Below are 14,794 nucleotides of genomic sequence, written 5' to 3'. Positions count from 1 at the left end.
AATGGCAAAGCAATTGCAAGACGCATACATCGTCGCCGCGAGCCGTACGCCGATCGGCAAGGCGCCGCGCGGCATGTTCAGGAACACACGTCCGGATGAGCTGCTGGTTCACGCGATCAGGTCGGCCGTCGCTCAGGTGCCCGGCCTCGACACCGGCGTGATCGAAGACGCGATCGTCGGTTGCGCGATTCCGGAAGCGGAGCAGGGTCTGAATGTCGCGCGAATCGGCGCGCTGCTCGCGGGCCTGCCGAACACGGTCGGCGGCGTCACGGTGAACCGCTTCTGCGCGTCGGGTCTGACCGCGCTCGCGATGGCCGCGGACCGCATCCGCGTCGGCGAGGCCGATGCGATGATCGCGGGCGGCTGCGAATCGATGAGCATGGTGCCGATGATGGGCAACAAGCCGTCGCTGTCGCCGCATATCTTCGATCGCAACGAAGACGTCGGCATCGCGTACGGCATGGGCCTGACCGCGGAGAAGGTCGCCGAGCGCTGGAAGATCAGCCGCGAAGCGCAGGACGCGTTCTCGGTCGAATCGCACCGCCGCGCGATCGCCGCGCAGCAAGCCGGCGAATTCAACGACGAAATCGCCGCGTACACGCTCACCGAGCGGTTTCCCGATCTCGCGACCGGCGAAATCAGCGTGAAGGCGCGCGACGTGTCGCTTGACGAAGGTCCGCGCACGGACACGTCGATGGAAGGCCTGGCGAAGCTGCGCGCGGTATTCGCGAACAAAGGCTCGGTCACGGCCGGCAACAGCTCGCAGACGTCGGACGGCGCGGGTGCGTTGATCGTCGTGTCGGAAAAAATCCTCAAGCAGTTCAACCTGACGCCGCTCGCGCGCTTCGTCAGCTTCGCGGTGCGCGGCGTGCCGCCGGAAATCATGGGCATCGGCCCGAAGGAAGCGATTCCGGCCGCGCTGAAAGCCGCCGGCCTGAAGCAGGACGACCTCGACTGGATCGAGCTGAACGAGGCGTTTGCCGCGCAGTCCCTCGCGGTGATCCAGGACCTCGGCCTCGATACGTCGAAGATCAACCCGCTCGGCGGCGCTATCGCACTGGGCCATCCGCTCGGCGCGACCGGCGCGATTCGTGCGGCGACCGTGGTGCACGGCCTGCGCCGCCGCAACTACAAGTACGGCATGGTAACGATGTGCGTCGGTACCGGCATGGGCGCGGCGGGCATCATCGAGCGTCTGTGAGCCGCTGATCGAACGGGGATCCCTCTGTGATCCACCAGGGACCGCGCAACGGTTCGCAGGCCGCCCGGCTTGCGAACCGTTTTTACATTCAGCAGGAGCACAAGGAGATGAACGGGATGACGACGGATATTCTGGTCGAGCGCGCCGACGCGGTGCTGACCATCAGCTTCAACCGGCCCGCCAGGAAAAACGCGATCACGGCCGCGATGTATCAGACGATGGCCGACGCGCTCATAGAAGCGCAGGGCGACGCGTCGGTGCGCGCGATCCTGATTCGCGGCAGCGCGGGCATGTTCAGCGCGGGCAACGATCTCGAGGACTTCATGAAGTCGCCGCCGGTTGGCGAAACCTCGCCGGTGTTCCAGTTCCTGCGCGCGCTGGGTTCTGCGGAAAAACCGGTGGTGGCGGCGGTCGCGGGGCCGGCGGTCGGCATCGGCACGACGCTGCTGCTGCATTGCGATCTGGTCTACGCGGCCGACACCGCGAGCTTTTCGCTGCCGTTCACGCAGCTCGGGCTGTGCCCGGAAGCAGCGTCGAGCCTGTTGCTGCAGCGCGTGGCCGGCTATCAGGCGGCGGCGGAAAAACTGCTGCTCGGCGAGGCGTTCGACGCGGCCGAAGCGCACCGCATGGGCTTCGTGAATCGCGTGCTGCCGGCGGGCGAAGTCGACGCGTTCGCGGCGTCGCAGGCCGCGAAGCTGGCGGCGCTGCCGGCGTCGTCGTTGCGCGTGACGAAGAGCCTGATGAAGCGCGCGAGCCAGCAGGAACTGCAGACGCAGATGACCGAGGAAGCCGTGCACTTCGGCAAGATGCTGCTTGCGCCCGAAGCGCGCGAGGCGTTCAAGGCGTTCTTCGAGAAGCGCAAGCCGGATTTCCGGCGGTTCGACTAAGGGGTGTGCGACGCAGGCGGGCTTCGTGTGGGTTAGCCGTGAATCGTCGCTGCGCCGCGTCAATCGCTCAAGCTTGCTGCTGCCACGTGTCGTAATCGACGTAGCTGCCTTCGCGGCAGAAGCTCACGAGCCGCACGCCCGCCTCACGCGCGATCGCAATCGCGAGCGACGACGGCGCCGAGATCGTCGCGACCATCGGCACGTCGACGCGCGCGGCCTTGCGCACCAGCTCGTAGCTCGCGCGGCTCGACAGAAACACGAAACCGTCACGCGTATCGGCGCGATCGAGCACGAGCTGGCCGATCAGCTTGTCGAGCGCGTTGTGGCGGCCGACGTCCTCGAACGCATGGTGGATCGCGCCTTGCGAATCGCACCACGCGGCCGCGTGCAGGCCGCCCGTCAAACGAGTGAGCGCCTGGTGCTCGGGCAGCGCGCGGGCGGCGCGTGCGATCGCATCGGGCGAGAGCCGCTGCAAGAAGCCAGTGTCGGGTACACGCTGCGGTTTCAGATCCAGCAGATCGATGCTTTCGATGCCGCACACGCCGCAGCCGGTGCGCCCGGCGAGCGCGCGGCGCTTTTCCTTCAAACCGGCGAACGCCTGCTGCACGACCTGCAATTGCACCTCGGCATGCGGCAGCTCGCCGTGCCCGTGCAATTCGACCTCGATGTCCTGAATGTCGCTGCCGCGCTCGACGATCCCCTCCGAAATCGCGAAGCCGACCGCGAACGCTTCGAGATCGCGCGGCGTGCACATCATCACCGCGTGCGAGATGCCGTTGAACACGAGCGCGACCGGCCACTCCTGGCCGACGTGATCGGTGGCGGTTTCAACCGCCGCGCCGCGATGGCGGCGCACTTCGAGTTGCACCGCGCCGGGTTGTTCGTCGCTGTCGAGGGCGTGGGGCTGGGCCTTCGCCCCCTCGGTTGCGCGATCGTTTTCCTGTCCGTTCAAGCTGCTTTACTCCTGTATCATGCCGCGCGTCAAAGGGTGCGCGGGCCTCGCCGTATGCTTCGCGGCGGCCGCCGCGCGGGGCGCCGTCGCGCGAATAAGGTTCTAAAATACCTCAAGCGACGCCCGCACGCTGTCCGCCACCGACAAGGAGCACTGACATGGGACTCAACGAAGCACCGCTTCTGTTCGACTTCGAAGTCGCGTCTTCGGAGAATTTCACTTATATCCCGATGTCGGTGCGCTTCAATCTCGACCGTTTCGGGCTGCGCATCACGCTCGCGCAGTGGCAGCAACTGCCGCTCGAAGATCGCAAGCTGCTCGCGCGTTTCCCGGTCGAAGAAGACACGCAGATCGAACCGAATTTCGATCACGCGCTGTTCGAGATGCTGCGCACGCACGCGAACGTCGAACCGGAGTGGTTTACGCCGGAGGAGTCGCCGGCCTGGCGTCAAACCGACAGCGTGCCCGACGGTGTCGCGCATCAGGCGGGGCTGGCCGGTCTCGCCGCGCCGAGCGTCGCGCGCTGGGCCGAGCTCGATCCTTTCAAACGCTATGTGCTCGCGAAGCTGTCGCGCAAGCCCGAGGCGAGCCACGATTTCGTCCCGGCAATGAAGGAATTTGGAGCGGCCGGCTAGGTGCGGCCGGCTAGCCGCTCCCAGCCAGGCGCCCCCACCAACTCGCAGCCTTCCCCCAAATCATCAGATTTTTTTCACGCCGACCCTCAACCCGCTTCCGATCGCTGCCGATAACCAAAGGTTGGCGCGTAAAAGACTTGCATCGATGCGGCCCGACGCACCGGCAGCGAGCGCGCTCTCCCGCCCTCGGAACGATTGACGTTCGGAACCCATGAATCCTTTTCTATCGAAGCGACTGCTGATCAATATTGCGGTCGTGGTCGTCGCGGTCGGTGCAAATGCGTTCGTCGCGTACACGCAGATTCGCGGGCAGCGCGACGCCGATGCGCGCCTCGCGCGCTCGACCAGCGTGCGCCAGAACCTCGATGCGTATCACGCCGCGCTCGATCACGCGTTCGCCGCTCTGCACCGCCTGAAAGAATCGGGCAAGCCGGTGCCGCCCGACGCGGCCGCTTCGATGACGAACACACTCGCGAGCCGCGAGCAATCACTGCGCGACGAGCTCGCGAGCGAGCCGTACATGTCGGGGGCGCTCGCCAGCCTGAGCGCGGCGCGGCACGCGTTGCAGCACGATCTCGAGGACACGCTGCGCAACCATGCGAGTGACCTGCCAGGAGCGGCAAGTGCGGCGTCGGGCGCGGCGCACGCGGCATCGACCGAAGCACCAGGGGCGGCCCCCCTCGATGCGCCATTCGAGGCATCCCTCGACCCTGCGCCGTCGAACTCGCATCTTGCCCCCGCGCTAGAGCGCGTCGAAGCCGCGCTCGCCACGTTGCGCAGCGAGGAAAACCGCTCGTTGCAGAGCTGGCTCGCGGCATCGGCGAGCGACAGCGAGCGCGCGATGTTCGTGCTGCTCGTGACGATGCTCACCGGCAGCGTGCTGCTGTTCCTCACGTTCGGCGTGCGCGAGAACAGCGCGCGCGAAAAACTGCGCAGCGCCCGCGCGCTGGTGCGCAACGACGAGCGTTTTCGCGGCCTGTTCGACGATCACACCGTGCCGATGTACATCTTCGATCGCGACACGCTGTGCTTTCTCGCCGTCAACAAGGCCGCGATCCAGCAATACGGCTACACGGAAGAGGAGTTTCTGGGCATGACGATCCGCGCGATCCGCCCGAACTCGGAAATCGGCCGCCTGGAGACGCATCTGCAGCGTAGCGCCGATCTCCGCCAGAGCCACACGATGGCGGGCATCTGGCGGCATCGGCGCAAGGACGGCTCGATCCTCAGCGTCAACGTGTCCTATCACGCACTGAACTTCATGGGCCGCGACGCCTCGTTCGTGCTGGCGGACGACGTGACCGACCAGATCAACGCCGAAGCCGAAGCGCAGCGCTCGAATCAGATGCTCGAAGCGGTGATCGACAACATTCCGCAGCGCATCTTCTGGAAGGACCTGAACTCGCGCTATCTCGGCTGCAACATGGCATTCGCGCGCGACGCAGGGCTCGCGTATCCCGAACAGGTGGTCGGCAAGAGCGACGCCGACCTGGCGTGGCGCGCGTTCGCCGACCTGTTGACCCAGCACGATCGCGAAGTCGTGAATACCGGCGTGCCCAAGATGAACTTCGAGGTCGACTTCGTGATCGACGGCGTGCATCGCACGACGGTCACGAGCAAGCTACCGTTCACCGACGGCGACGGTCAGGTGATCGGCGTGCTCGGCTCGTACACCGACATCACCGAGCGCAAGCGCGCCGATCTCGCGCTGCGTCTGCAAAGCCGGGCGCTCGACGCGAGCGTCAACGCGATCCTGATCACCGCGCCGTCGCCGTCGGGCAATCTGATCGAATACGTGAATCCGGCGTTCATGCGCATCACCGGCTACGATCCCGCCGAGGTGATCGGCCAAGACTGCCGCGTGCTGCAACGCGACGACCGTGACCAGGAAGGCGTCGCGTTGATCCGCGAGGCGCTCGCGGCGAATCGCGAGGTCAGCGCGGTGGTGCGCAACTATCGCAAGGACGGCGCGCTGTTCTGGAATCAGCTGTTCATCGCGCCGGTACCGAACGCGGAAGGCGTGATCACGCATCATATCGGCGTGGTCAACGACGTGACCGAGCTAATCCGCTATCAGGAGCAGCTCGAATACCAGGCCAACTACGACGGCCTTACGCGGCTGCCGAACCGCAACCTGCTGCGCGACCGACTCGAACATGCGCTCGTCGTCGCGCAGCGGCATCATTCGGGCGTCGCGGTCGTGTTCCTCGATCTCGACGGCTTCAAGAACGTCAACGACAGCCTCGGCCATAGCGTCGGCGACCGGCTGCTCGGCGTAGTCGCCGAACGGCTCGCGCGCTGCTCGCGCACCAGCGACACGGTTGCGCGCCACGGCGGCGACGAGTTCGTGATCGTGATGACCGACACCGTCGACGAGCAATCGCTGATCACGTGGATGGAGCGCGTGCGGGCGTCGATCGCCGAGCCGGTGTGGCTCGACGGCACCGAGCTGTACGTCGGCTGCAGCATGGGCGCAAGCCTGTTCCCGCAGGACGGCGAGGATGCCGAAACGCTGATGAAGAAGGCCGACGTCGCGATGTATCGCGCGAAGGACATGGGGCGCAACACGTTCCAGTTCTATCAGCCGGAGATGAACGCGAGCGCGGGCGCGCGCCTGAATCTCGAACGACGCCTGCGCCGCGCGCTGCGCGACAACGAGTTCCTGCTGCACTATCAGCCGCAGGTCGATATCGGCAGCGGACAGATCGTCGGCATCGAGGCGCTGGTGCGTTGGCACGATCCCGAGGTCGGGCTCGTGCCGCCGTCGTCGTTCATTCCGCTCGCCGAGGAAAGCGGGCTGATCGGGCCGCTGTCGGAGTGGGTGCTGCGCGAGGCGTGTCGGCAGAACAAGGCGTGGCAGGATCAAGGCCTGCCGCCGGCGCGCGTGTCGGTGAATCTGTCGGCGCGGGTGTTCCAGCAGCGTGACATCGCGAAGCTCGTGATGCAGGTGCTCGACGAGACCGGACTCGAACCGAAGTACCTCGAACTCGAGCTGACCGAAAGCACGATCATGCGCAACGCGGAAGAAGCGGTGTCGATGCTCAACGAACTGCACGCGCTCGGCATCGGCCTCGCGATCGACGACTTCGGCACCGGCTATTCGAGCCTCAGCTATCTGAAGCGCTTCCCGGTGGACCGCTTGAAGATCGACCGCTCGTTCGTGTCGGATATCGGCGTATCGGGCGACGATGAGACGATCACGTCGGCGATCATCGCGCTCGCCCATTCGCTGAAGTTGCAGGTGATCGCCGAGGGCGTGGAAACGTCCGCGCAACTCGACTTCCTGAAGGAACGCGCGTGCGACGAAATGCAGGGCTTCTATTTCGCGAAGCCGCTATCGACGGAAGGGATTTCCGAACTGCTGCACGGCGGGCTGGTGGCGGAGCTGGAGCCGGTGTGAGGGGAGCGCGACGCGGCGACGGGTGTCGCCGCGCGTCGCGTCCAACGCCGGTCACTCCGCCGGCGTGTCCTTGAACACCGGCAGGCTTTCCGCGAACGCGGAAAACTTCTCGAGCTGCGGATGATCGGCCTTGCTGACCGCCTCCGGCAGCATCATGTGCGTGAACTGCCAGGCTACGGCGACGGCCACGTCTGCCGCGCTGAACTGCTGCTGCGTGTCGGGCAGCGGCCCTTCGCCCAACTCGCGTTCGAGTTCGGCATAGGCGGCGAGCAGTTGCGCGCGCACGCGCTCGACCCACGGTTCATGCTGCTTCTCCTGAGGCCGCAGATTGCGCTCGTAGACGATCTGCACGCTCTTTTCGCACGCGGCGAGCGCGAGACCCGTCAGACGCGCGGCGCGCAACGCCGCCTCGGCTTGCGTCGGGAACAGCGGGGTGGGGCCGGCGAGCGTTGCCAGATACTGCAGGATCACCGTCGAGTCCATCAGGATCGCGCCGTTGTCGGCGACGAGCGTCGGCGCTTTGACGACCGGATTGATCTTCGCGAACTGCTCGTAGGTGCGGAATACCGAAATCGACTGATGTTCGAAGTCGAGCGCGAGCAGCTTCATGCAGATGGCGACGCGCCGCACGTAGGGCGAGTCGAGCATTCCGATCAGTTTCATCTCGTTTCCATGAGAAGAGCGACTATGGGGCGCCCCGGGCCTCGTGCGCTGATCCGCTGGAACGGCTAGCGGGTGGCGCGGCGCGTGACGCGTGGAATCGCTAGCTTAAGCATCCTCGCCGGCTCAGTCCAGCGCGGGCAGCGCGCGCGGCCGGCGGTCGCTGTCGGTGGCCACGTAGGTGAGGATCGCTTCAGTGACCTTGACGACGTCCTGCGAGAGGCTCATCCGCTGCGCGTAGACCTCGACCGACACCGTCACCGACGTATTGCCGGTCTTCACGATATCCGCGTAAAAGCTCAGCAGATCGCCGACGAACACCGGTTGCTTGAACAGGAAAGAATTGACCGCGATCGTCGCAACCCGCCCATTCGCGCGACGGCTTGCCGGAATCGAGCCGGCGATGTCGACCTGCGCCATGATCCAGCCGCCGAACACGTCGCCATGAATGTTCGCGTCCGATGGCTGCGGCATAACGCGCAGCGCGCACGGCTTGGACGGAAGTTGAAGAAGATCGGTCATCGGGACATCCTTGGGAAACGTATTCGAGTGTATTGACGCGCATTGACGGAACGGCTGGGCCAGTTCGACAGTAGGCCATGCAAAGCGCCGCCAGTCGGCTTCTGCGACAATAGAAAGATCAGGAATTGTACGGGAAAGCACCCAGCGAAGCGCGCGAGCCGCGCGCCGCTGCGAACTCCGGCAGCTCCACACTCTTCCCACGATTTATGCGCCGCGCTCCTTCGTCCGAACCCTCGCCGATTTCTACCGCACCCCGCAACGACTGGCAAACGATCCTGTCGCTGCTGCCATACCTTGCCACCTACAAATGGCGAGTCGGCTTCGCGCTCAGCTGCCTGATCGGCGCGAAGGTCGCGAACCTCGGCGTGCCGGTCGTGATGAAGCGCATCGTCGACAGTCTCGCGTCGGTCCGGCATCTGACGGCGCTCGGACGCGCGCAGGACGCGCCCGGCATCGTGCTTCTCGGCGGCGTCGGCTTGCTGGTGGTCGCGTATGCGGTGGTGCGGCTATCGACGTCGCTCTTCACCGAGTTGCGCGAAATGCTGTTTTCGAAAGTGACCGAAAGCGCGGTGCGCCAACTCGCGCTGAAGGTGTTCCGCCATCTGCACGGGCTGTCGCTGCGCTTTCATCTGGAGCGGCAGACGGGCGGCATGTCGCGCGATATCGAACGCGGCACGCGCGGCATCACGCAGCTGATTTCCTATTCGCTGTACAGCATCCTGCCGACGCTCGTCGAAGTCGGCCTCGTGCTCGGCTTTTTCGTCGTCAAATATGAGGCCTATTACGCGATCGTCACGTTCGTCGCGCTCGCGGTGTACATCGCGTTCACGGTGAAGGTCACCGAGTGGCGCACGCACTTTCGCCGCACGATGAACGAGCTCGATTCGAAGGCGAATTCGCGCGCGATCGACTCGCTGCTGAACTACGAGACCGTCAAGTACTTCGGCAACGAGGAGTGGGAAGCGAGCCGCTACGACGAAAACCTGAAGCGTTATCGCGCGGCGGCGATCAAGTCGCAGCGTTCGCTGTCGGCGCTGAACTTCGGGCAGCAGGCGATCATCGGCACGGGGCTCGTGTTCATCCTGTGGCGCGCGACCCAGGGCGTGATGGCCGGGCGCCTGACGCTCGGCGACCTGGTGCTGATCAATACGTTCATGCTGCAGCTGTATATTCCGCTGAATTTTCTCGGTGTGGTCTATCGCGAGCTGAAGCAGAGCCTGACCGACATGGACCGCATGTTCTCGCTGCTCGGCTCGCCGCAGGAAGTGCCCGATGCGCCCAATGCGGTGGCTTTGCAAGTGAGCGGCGCGCAGGTGCGCTTCGACGACGTGAGCTTTGCGTACGAGCCCGCGCGGCAGATTCTGCACGGCGTGAGCTTTACGATCGCGGCCGGCACGACGACGGCGGTGGTCGGCCACAGCGGCTCGGGCAAGTCGACGCTTGCGCGGCTGCTGTTCCGCTTCTACGATCTCGACCGCGCGACGGGCGGCGCGATCCGCATCGACGGGCAGGATATTCGCGACGTCACGCAGGATTCGCTGCGCGCGTCGATCGGCATCGTGCCTCAGGACACGGTGCTGTTCAACGACTCGATCTACTACAACATCGCGTACGGTCGGCCGTCGGCGACGCGCGACGAAGTGATCGCGGCGGCGCGCGCCGCGCATATTCACGAGTTCATCGAGAGTCTGCCGAAGGGCTACGACACGCCGGTCGGCGAGCGCGGGCTCAAGCTGTCCGGCGGCGAAAAGCAGCGCGTCGCGATCGCGCGGACCATCCTGAAGAATCCGCCGATCCTGCTGTTCGACGAAGCGACATCCGCGCTCGATTCACGCTCCGAGCGCGCGATCCAGCATGAGCTCGACCTGATCGCGCGCGAACGCACGACGCTGATCATCGCGCACCGGCTGTCGACGGTCGTGCACGCGCAGCAGATCATCGTGATGGACAAAGGGCGCATCGTCGAGCGCGGCACGCACGCGGAGCTGTTGCGCGCGAACGGCCTGTTCGCGCAGATGTGGGCGCTGCAGCAGCGCGCCGCGCAGACCACGGATGCGGTGGAAAGAGCGGAAGCAGTCGGAGCAGGTGAGAGCCCGGCGAAGTAAAGCTCAGCGCGCGCGCAGCAGCCGATTGAGCGCTTCCAGCTGCGCCTGGGTGCCGATGTTCTCCCACAACCCTTCGTACAGCTCGCCGCTCGCGAGCCCACGCGCGATGGTCCCGCGGTAATACGGGCTCAGCGCGCGCCGCGTGCCACGCGGCAGATCGCGGAACATGCGCGTGTCGTACAGCCCGAAACTGCCGAAAGTGAGGCGCGGCTGCGCGTCGGGCGACAGCATGCCGTCGACGAGACCAAAGTCGCCGTTCGGGTGAAACGGCGGGTTCGGCACCATCACCAGATGCATGCCGGGCTCGGGCAGCGCCTTCAGCGCGCCGGCGTGCGCGTGCAGCGCGGCGTAGTCGTAATCGGTGTACACGTCGCCGGCCACCGCGACGAACACCTGATCCGCGCCCTCGTCGGTCAGTAGCGGCAGCGCCTGCGCGATGCCGCCCGCGGTCTCCAGCGCCTCGTGCTCGGGCGAATAGCGCAGCTCGACCTGCCAGCGCGAGCCGTCGCCGAGCGCGGCTTCGAGCTGCGCGCCGAGCCACGCATGATTGATCACGATGCTACGGATGCCGGCCCGCGCGAGCCGTTCGATCTGCCATACGATCAGCGGCTTGCCGCCCACTTCGAGCAAGGGCTTCGGGCACGCGTCGGTCAACGGACGCATGCGCTCGCCGCGGCCCGCGGCGAAAATCATCGCTTTCTTTACGGACATCGTCATCGGTCAGAAGGTGTAGCCGATTTCCTGCGCGCGGCCGTCGAGGTCGTCGAGCAGTTTCGCGAACCCGCGCAGCGGCGCGTAACGCTCCGCCACCTTGCGTGCATAGCCGATGAAGCGCGGCAGGTCGTTCATGTAATGCGCCTTGCCGTCGCGGTAGTTGATGCGGCAGAACAGGCCGAGCACCTTGATGTGCCGCTGCAGCCCCATCCATTCGAGCTGCCGGTAGAACTCGCCGAAATCGGCATCGACCGGCAGGCCGGCTTTTTTGGCGCGCTCCCAGTAGTACGCGAAGCAGTCGAGCTCGAACTCCTCGTCCCAGCTGAGGAACGCGTCGCGCAGCAGCGACACGACGTCGTATGTGATCGGTCCGTACACCGCGTCCTGGAAGTCGAGCACGCCGGGGTTCACCGGGTTGGGCGCCGAGGCGATCATCAGATTGCGCGGCATGAAATCGCGCAGCATGAAGCATTGCGGCTGCGCGCGCGCGCTCGCGATCAGCAGCGCGAACGTGCGATCGAGCTGCGCGCGCGTGGCGGCATCGACCTCGCGGCCAAGGTGCCGGCCGATGAACCACTCGGGCATCAGCTCCATCTCGCGGTGCAGGAACGCTTCGTCGAACGGCGGCAGCACGTCTTCGCGCGAGCTGAGTTGCCAGCGGATCAGCGCGTCGAGCGCGTCGCGCATCAGCGCGCGAGCCGCGCGCGTGTCGCCCGCGGCCTGCGCGTCGGTCAGCGCGCCCAGATACGACGCGGTGCCGAGATCGGTGACGAGCATGAAGCCCGCGTCGAAGTCGGCCTCGAGCACGCGCGGCACGTGCACGCCGGCGGCGGCGAGCAATTGCGCGATCTGCGCGAATTCGCGGCATTTTTCGGGCGGCGGCGCGTCGACGGCGATCAGCGTGGCCGCGCCGTTGCCTTGCGGCGCCTTACCCGCGAGCCGGAAATAACGACGGAAACTGGCGTCGGACGAGGCCGGAACGAGGGTGTCGGGCTCGAGCGCATGGCGCGCCGCGTGGCCTTGCAGCCAGGCCTTGAGCAGGGAGAGACGGGGGTCGGTGAAATCTTGGGTGGAAGGCAGCGTCATGAAAAGCGGCGGCAAATTCTTGGGGACAACGTCTTGCCATATAATACCCCACGACTTTTTTGACGCGACTCACACGCCAGCTTTCGCGTGCTCCGTTTTACCGCCCGCCTTATTACTCGGCAAATTGGGAATCCAGACGTGCAGCCGACTCTAACGGTCGCGGTGTGCAGGCGGTGGATCGTGACGACGAAAGCTTGCGCACGGGTCGACTCGCCAAACGATACATGCCGCCCAGACAGCTTTCCGATACCACTCCTTCCTGTGCAGTAGTGCCGCGCAAAAGGCGGCTCGTCGCGGCGCTGATCGCCGTTCCGGGCCTGATGCCCGCGCTTGCGCACGCCCAGCTGGTGGGGGAAGCTGCGCAACCGCAGGCGGTCTACCCGCCGTGGGGCATGCAGCTTGCGCCGCAGCTCGAGGATCATCCGTTGCAGACGGGCCAGCGGCCGGCCACCTTCGTGCTCGGCGACCACGCGAGCGGCACGATCGACCAGGATCTGGCCGCCAAGGGCTCGGCGGAAGTGCGGCACAACACGTCCGTGATCAAGGCCGACGCGCTGCACTACGATCAGGACACGGACATGGCCGATGCGTACGGCAATGTCCACGTGATCAATACCGGCAATACCTTCATCGGACCCGAAGCGCATCTGCGCGTCGATTCGACCGAAGGCTTCATGACCGCACCGAAGTACCACTTCACGCTGACTGGCGGCTCGGGCAGCGCGCAGCGCGTCGACCTGCTCGACGCCGAGCGCTCCGTGTTCACGAAGGGCACCTACACGGCGTGCGCGTGCACGGACAATCCGGCCTGGTACATCAAGGGCAGCGAGTTCGATTTCGACACCGGCGCGGACGAAGGCGTCGCCTATAACAGCGTGCTGTTCTTCCAGGGCGTGCCGGTGTTCGCGTCGCCGTGGCTGTCGTTCCCGCTGTCGGGCGATCGGCGCAGCGGCCTGTTGCCGCCCACGTTCTCGCTGAGCTCGACGAACGGTTTCGAGCTGTCGGTGCCGTATTACTTCAACATCGCGCCGAATCGCGATCTGACGGTCACGCCGCGTCTGATCTCGAAGCGCGGTGTGCAGTTGCAGAGCACGTTCCGCTATCTGTCGCCAACGTATTCCGGGTCGATCACCGGTGAATTTCTGCCCGACGATCGTCTGACGAAGACCAACCGCTACGCGCTGTACATCCAGCACAACCAGAATTTCGGTAACGGCTTCGGCGGCTACATCTATTACAACAAGGTTTCGGACAACACCTATCCGGAAGACCTGGCGTCGTCGGTCAACCAGTTCATGAACGGCACCCAGCTCCTGTATCAGCAGGAAGCCGGGTTGACCTACAACAACGGACCGTGGTCCGTGCTCGCGCGCGAGCAGCACTGGCAGACGCTGGAGCCGTCGGTCGCGCCGTACGGCCGCGAGCCGCAGTTGAACGTCAAGTACGCGAAGTACAACATCGGCGGCTTCGACTTCGGCGCCGAAGCCGACTACACGAACTTCCGCATCACCACCGGGGATCTGACCGAAGGCCAGCGGGTGCTGTTCAACCCGTACCTGTCGTATTCGGTGGTGGGGCCGGGCTACTTCGTCACGCCGAAGGTGCAGTGGCACTTTGCGTCGTACAACCTGAACAACATCGGCACCGATCTGGCGAACGTGCCGGGGGCGCAGAAGAATTTCACCGAGTCGATTCCGACCTTCACGTTCGACACGGGACTGACGTTCGAGCGCTCGGTGCGCATTTTCGGCGCGGACTATATCCAGACGCTGGAGCCGCGCCTGTACTACGTGTACACGCCGTACCGCAACCAGAACAACGCGCCGCTGTTCGATACCGCCGAATCCGACTTCGGTCTCGCGGAGATCTTCACGCCGAATACGTTCGTCGGTAACGACCGGATCGCCGACGCGAACCGCCTGACCGCCGGTCTCACCACGCGCTTCATCAACGCGGCCACCGGCGACGAACGCGCGCGCTTCGTGATCGCGCAGCAGTACTACTTCCGTGATCAGCGCGTCACGCTGACGCCGAGCCAGACCAGTACCCAGGCCACGCACTCGGACCTGATCGCGGGTGCATCGATCAAGCTGGGCGCCGGTTTCGCTTCGGAAACGGCGTTCCAATATAATGCGGACAATAACCAACTCACGAAGACGAGTGTCGGCTTCGGATTCAGTCCGGAGAGCGGCAAGGTCATCAACGTCGCGTACCGCTACACGCGCGCCAACACCACGCTCGACAACCAGCCGATCAATCAGGTGCTGATTTCGGGCCAATGGCCGCTGTCGCACCGGATGTACGGTGTCGGCCGGTTCAACTACGACCTCGGTGGCCACCGTATCGTCGACGGCCTGGTCGGCCTGCAATACGACGCGGACTGCTGGACGCTCGGCGCCGGCATCCAGCGCTACGCGAACGGCCTGAACTCGTCGGGACAGAATCAGTCGAGCACACGGTTTCTGGCGCAGTTGACGTTCAAGGGCTTGTCGAGCGTCGACAACGGGCTGATGACCGCGTTCCGCAGCAGTGTCGCCGGCTACACGCCGTTGCCGCCACCGCCACCGCCGGAGTCGCGGTTCACCAACTACGAATGACGGTCGCCCGGTCATTCACGGCTTGCGAAAAGACG

At 65.3% G+C, this 14,794-nt stretch carries 11 protein-coding genes; 6 read left to right on the top strand and 5 right to left on the bottom strand.

The genetic code is table 11. The features are described from left to right. Position 1: 1 nt before the first annotated feature. Entirely contained in the window at positions 2-1,201 is a 1,200-nt protein-coding gene (locus tag OKW45_RS30360; protein WP_018419407.1) for an acetyl-CoA C-acyltransferase, read from the top strand. Positions 1,202-1,317: 116 nt separating this feature from the next. Then, positions 1,318-2,088, top strand: coding sequence for an enoyl-CoA hydratase (locus OKW45_RS30355; RefSeq protein ID WP_429472770.1), 771 nt, complete (start codon positions 1,318-1,320; stop codon positions 2,086-2,088). A gap of 67 nt (positions 2,089-2,155) precedes the next feature. On the opposite strand, the gene fdhD is transcribed toward OKW45_RS30355, so the two are convergent. Then, positions 2,156-3,040, bottom strand: coding sequence for a formate dehydrogenase accessory sulfurtransferase FdhD (gene fdhD, locus OKW45_RS30350; RefSeq protein WP_429472769.1), 885 nt, complete (start codon positions 3,038-3,040; stop codon positions 2,156-2,158). A gap of 158 nt (positions 3,041-3,198) precedes the next feature. Between fdhD and OKW45_RS30345 the strand changes: the two genes are divergently transcribed. Both OKW45_RS30345 and OKW45_RS30340 read left to right on the top strand, forming a co-directional pair. Then, on the top strand, positions 3,199-3,675 hold the full coding sequence (locus OKW45_RS30345; protein WP_018419410.1) for a nitrate reductase associated protein: 477 nt from the start codon (positions 3,199-3,201) through the stop codon (positions 3,673-3,675). 211 nt (positions 3,676-3,886) lie between these two features. Further along, the gene (locus OKW45_RS30340; RefSeq protein ID WP_429472768.1) at positions 3,887-7,075 is read left to right on the top strand and encodes a sensor domain-containing protein; all 3,189 of its coding nucleotides are present in this window, start codon (positions 3,887-3,889) and stop codon (positions 7,073-7,075) included. 51 nt (positions 7,076-7,126) lie between these two features. On the opposite strand, the gene OKW45_RS30335 is transcribed toward OKW45_RS30340, so the two are convergent. Next, positions 7,127-7,738, bottom strand: coding sequence for a glutathione S-transferase family protein (locus tag OKW45_RS30335; protein WP_429472767.1), 612 nt, complete (start codon positions 7,736-7,738; stop codon positions 7,127-7,129). A 123-nt stretch (positions 7,739-7,861) separates the two neighbouring features. Continuing rightward, entirely contained in the window at positions 7,862-8,257 is a 396-nt protein-coding gene (locus OKW45_RS30330; RefSeq protein WP_018419413.1) for an acyl-CoA thioesterase, read from the bottom strand. Positions 8,258-8,463: 206 nt separating this feature from the next. On the opposite strand from OKW45_RS30330, the gene OKW45_RS30325 reads away from it, so the two are divergent. Further along, on the top strand, positions 8,464-10,362 hold the full coding sequence (locus OKW45_RS30325) for an ABCB family ABC transporter ATP-binding protein/permease (protein WP_018419414.1): 1,899 nt from the start codon (positions 8,464-8,466) through the stop codon (positions 10,360-10,362). Positions 10,363-10,365: 3 nt separating this feature from the next. On the opposite strand, the gene murU is transcribed toward OKW45_RS30325, so the two are convergent. Together murU and OKW45_RS30315 are read right to left on the bottom strand one after the other, a co-directional pair. Continuing rightward, the gene (gene murU / locus OKW45_RS30320) at positions 10,366-11,079 is read right to left on the bottom strand and encodes an N-acetylmuramate alpha-1-phosphate uridylyltransferase MurU (RefSeq protein ID WP_429472766.1); all 714 of its coding nucleotides are present in this window, start codon (positions 11,077-11,079) and stop codon (positions 10,366-10,368) included. Positions 11,080-11,082: 3 nt separating this feature from the next. Beyond that, on the bottom strand, positions 11,083-12,162 hold the full coding sequence (locus OKW45_RS30315) for an aminoglycoside phosphotransferase family protein (protein WP_429472765.1): 1,080 nt from the start codon (positions 12,160-12,162) through the stop codon (positions 11,083-11,085). 224 nt (positions 12,163-12,386) lie between these two features. Between OKW45_RS30315 and OKW45_RS30310 the strand changes: the two genes are divergently transcribed. Further along, complete coding sequence (locus tag OKW45_RS30310) at positions 12,387-14,759, top strand: LPS-assembly protein LptD (protein ID WP_026225599.1); 2,373 nt, start codon at positions 12,387-12,389, stop codon at positions 14,757-14,759. Positions 14,760-14,794 lie beyond the last annotated feature (35 nt).

The organism is Paraburkholderia lebeckiae (assembly GCF_050436225.1).
Classification (GTDB): domain Bacteria; phylum Pseudomonadota; class Gammaproteobacteria; order Burkholderiales; family Burkholderiaceae; genus Paraburkholderia; species Paraburkholderia tuberum.
The sequence above is the reverse complement of the archived record's forward strand: the minus strand, read 5'-3'. Positions and strand labels throughout refer to the sequence as shown.

Bases quoted from the DNA above. Each gene is read 5' to 3' on its own strand.
- OKW45_RS30360 (WP_018419407.1), top strand. From the start codon at position 2: ATGGCAAAGCAATTGCAAGACGCATACATCGTCGCCGCGAGCCGTACG.
- OKW45_RS30355 (WP_429472770.1), top strand. From the start codon at position 1,318: ATGACGACGGATATTCTGGTCGAGCGCGCCGACGCGGTGCTGACCATC.
- OKW45_RS30345 (WP_018419410.1), top strand. From the start codon at position 3,199: ATGGGACTCAACGAAGCACCGCTTCTGTTCGACTTCGAAGTCGCGTCT.
- OKW45_RS30340 (WP_429472768.1), top strand. From the start codon at position 3,887: ATGAATCCTTTTCTATCGAAGCGACTGCTGATCAATATTGCGGTCGTG.
- OKW45_RS30335 (WP_429472767.1), bottom strand. From the start codon at position 7,738: ATGAAACTGATCGGAATGCTCGACTCGCCCTACGTGCGGCGCGTCGCC.
- OKW45_RS30330 (WP_018419413.1), bottom strand. From the start codon at position 8,257: ATGACCGATCTTCTTCAACTTCCGTCCAAGCCGTGCGCGCTGCGCGTT.
- OKW45_RS30325 (WP_018419414.1), top strand. From the start codon at position 8,464: ATGCGCCGCGCTCCTTCGTCCGAACCCTCGCCGATTTCTACCGCACCC.
- murU (WP_429472766.1), bottom strand. From the start codon at position 11,079: ATGACGATGTCCGTAAAGAAAGCGATGATTTTCGCCGCGGGCCGCGGC.
- OKW45_RS30315 (WP_429472765.1), bottom strand. From the start codon at position 12,162: ATGACGCTGCCTTCCACCCAAGATTTCACCGACCCCCGTCTCTCCCTG.
- OKW45_RS30310 (WP_026225599.1), top strand. From the start codon at position 12,387: ATGCCGCCCAGACAGCTTTCCGATACCACTCCTTCCTGTGCAGTAGTG.